At 34.4% G+C, this 1,901-nt stretch carries 1 protein-coding gene; it reads right to left on the bottom strand.

Annotation, left to right across the window (positions count from 1 at the left end; translation table 11 throughout):
• On the bottom strand, positions 1–1,674 hold a 1,674-nt coding region (locus tag ASE01S_RS15240), incomplete at its 3' end, for an IS1182 family transposase (RefSeq protein WP_067844409.1).
• Positions 1,675–1,901: the final 227 nt, after the last annotated feature.

The raw sequence follows: 1,901 nt of genomic DNA, 5'->3' as shown, positions 1-1,901 counted from the left end.
GGCTGGGACATAACCAGTCTTAGATGAGAAAAATTGCGGAATCAACATTGAATTGTTGTTTCCGCAATTTCTATTTTGTTTTGGATTGTTAGGATTATTTTCATTTTGGATTTTGGCGGTATACTTTCTTAAGTTTACCGCCATTAAGGCAAATGCTAATTCATTTTCTACTTTCGATTTTCCTCTAACGGAAAATCGAGTGAACGACAAATTAGCCTTCAAGAATCCAAAAACTGGTTCAACATCTATTTTGCGTTTTTTATAAATGTCTCCAGTTTCTTCTTCCGAAAGCTTAGTTCTTATATATTCTTTTTGCTCTTCCCACTTTTTATTAATAAACAACCTTCGATTGTTCCCCTCTTTTGCTTTTGTGCAATGAGAGCGTAATGGACAATCATTACAATTTTCAGATTGATATACCCTAAATTCCCTTGTAAATCCATAACGATCTGTACGATTAAAAAAGTACTGGAAAGTTAATTTTTGTCCGTTCGGACAAACGTAATAGTCATGCTCTCCATTGTACTCCCAATTGTCCGTCTTAAATGGATCATTCTTATATTTTCTTTTCTGCTCTTTCCTATAACTGTTATATGTAATAAGAGGTGTCCGGTTGCGATTCTCTAAAACATCATGATAATTTTGTTCACTACCATATCCAGCATCAGCGACGATATAGTCAGGTAAATCAAAAAAGTGCTTTTCAATTTTATCTAAAAAAGGAATGAATGTACGTGTATCCGTTGGATTCGGAAAAACATCGTAAGCAAGCGTGTATTGACCTTCTGTTGCGATTTGAACATTGTATCCAGGCTTCAATTGTCCATTCCTCATATAGTCATCTTTCATACGCATAAAAGTAGCATCATGATCGGTTTTAGAATAACTGTTTCTTTCTCCAAATATATCCATATCTTGTGCGTATTTCTTCTTTCGATCAATAAAGTCCTTTATTCGTTTCAATGCTTGCTTAGGAAACTTTCTCTCTGAACGAATTCTTTTACGTTCACTTCCAAGTTCACATTCCTCAATTTTCTTATTATAATCGTTCACCGTTTCTTCTAATCTTTCAGCTATTTCTTCAAGTTCAGTAATGGAAAGTTCGTCAGGACTTTCACGTTTAATTTCCGGGATAATTTCTTTTTCAAGTAGCTCATCATATATTTTATTTGAGTTTTCGATTAACTTCTCACTATAATTTTTAACTGCTTTTTTCCATACAAAAGTAAATTTATTTGCATTAGCTTCAATTTTTGTTCCATCAATAAATATTGCATCATGATCGATGATTTTTTCTTCAACCAATTGACAGCGAAATTGGACGAATAATTGTCGTAATAATTCTTGTACATCTGGATCGACTCGGAAACGATTGATTGTGCGATAACTTGGTTCATAACCTTGTGCAAGCCACATCATACGAATACTGTCTTTGAGGAGAGCTTCGATTTTCCTGCCGGAAAATACTGATTGAGAGTAAGCACATAATGTTATTTTTAACATCATTCGTGGATGATATGAAGGACGACCTGTTTTTCGAAGAAAATTTTCAAAAGCTTCTTCAGGAATACTCTCTACTAAATCATTAATGACAAAAGCAATATCATTTTCCTGAAGTTTCACTTCCAAATCTATAGGCAAAACCAATTGATTCATGTTATAATTTTGATACATAAAGGGCACCTCCGGTAGTTATTGTGTGGTACTTTAATTTTACCAAAAGGTGCTCTTTTTGTTGAATAAAATTATGTATATTGACTGGAACGAAAGACATTTGACTCCAGCGGGAAAAGAACGTGTCCGAAGATCACTGTATCGACTCTGGAGGAGTCGATACAGAAGCTGAGGCCGTTCCCGCGGAAAGCAAATGTCTGAAGTGGAGGTCAATATTTTTCATAAAA

It is taken from the genome of Amphibacillus sediminis NBRC 103570, assembly GCF_001552275.1.
Classification (GTDB): domain Bacteria; phylum Bacillota; class Bacilli; order Bacillales; family Amphibacillaceae; genus Amphibacillus_B; species Amphibacillus_B sediminis.
Note: the sequence above shows the minus strand (reverse complement) of the source record. Positions and strands in the feature narration are given on the sequence as shown.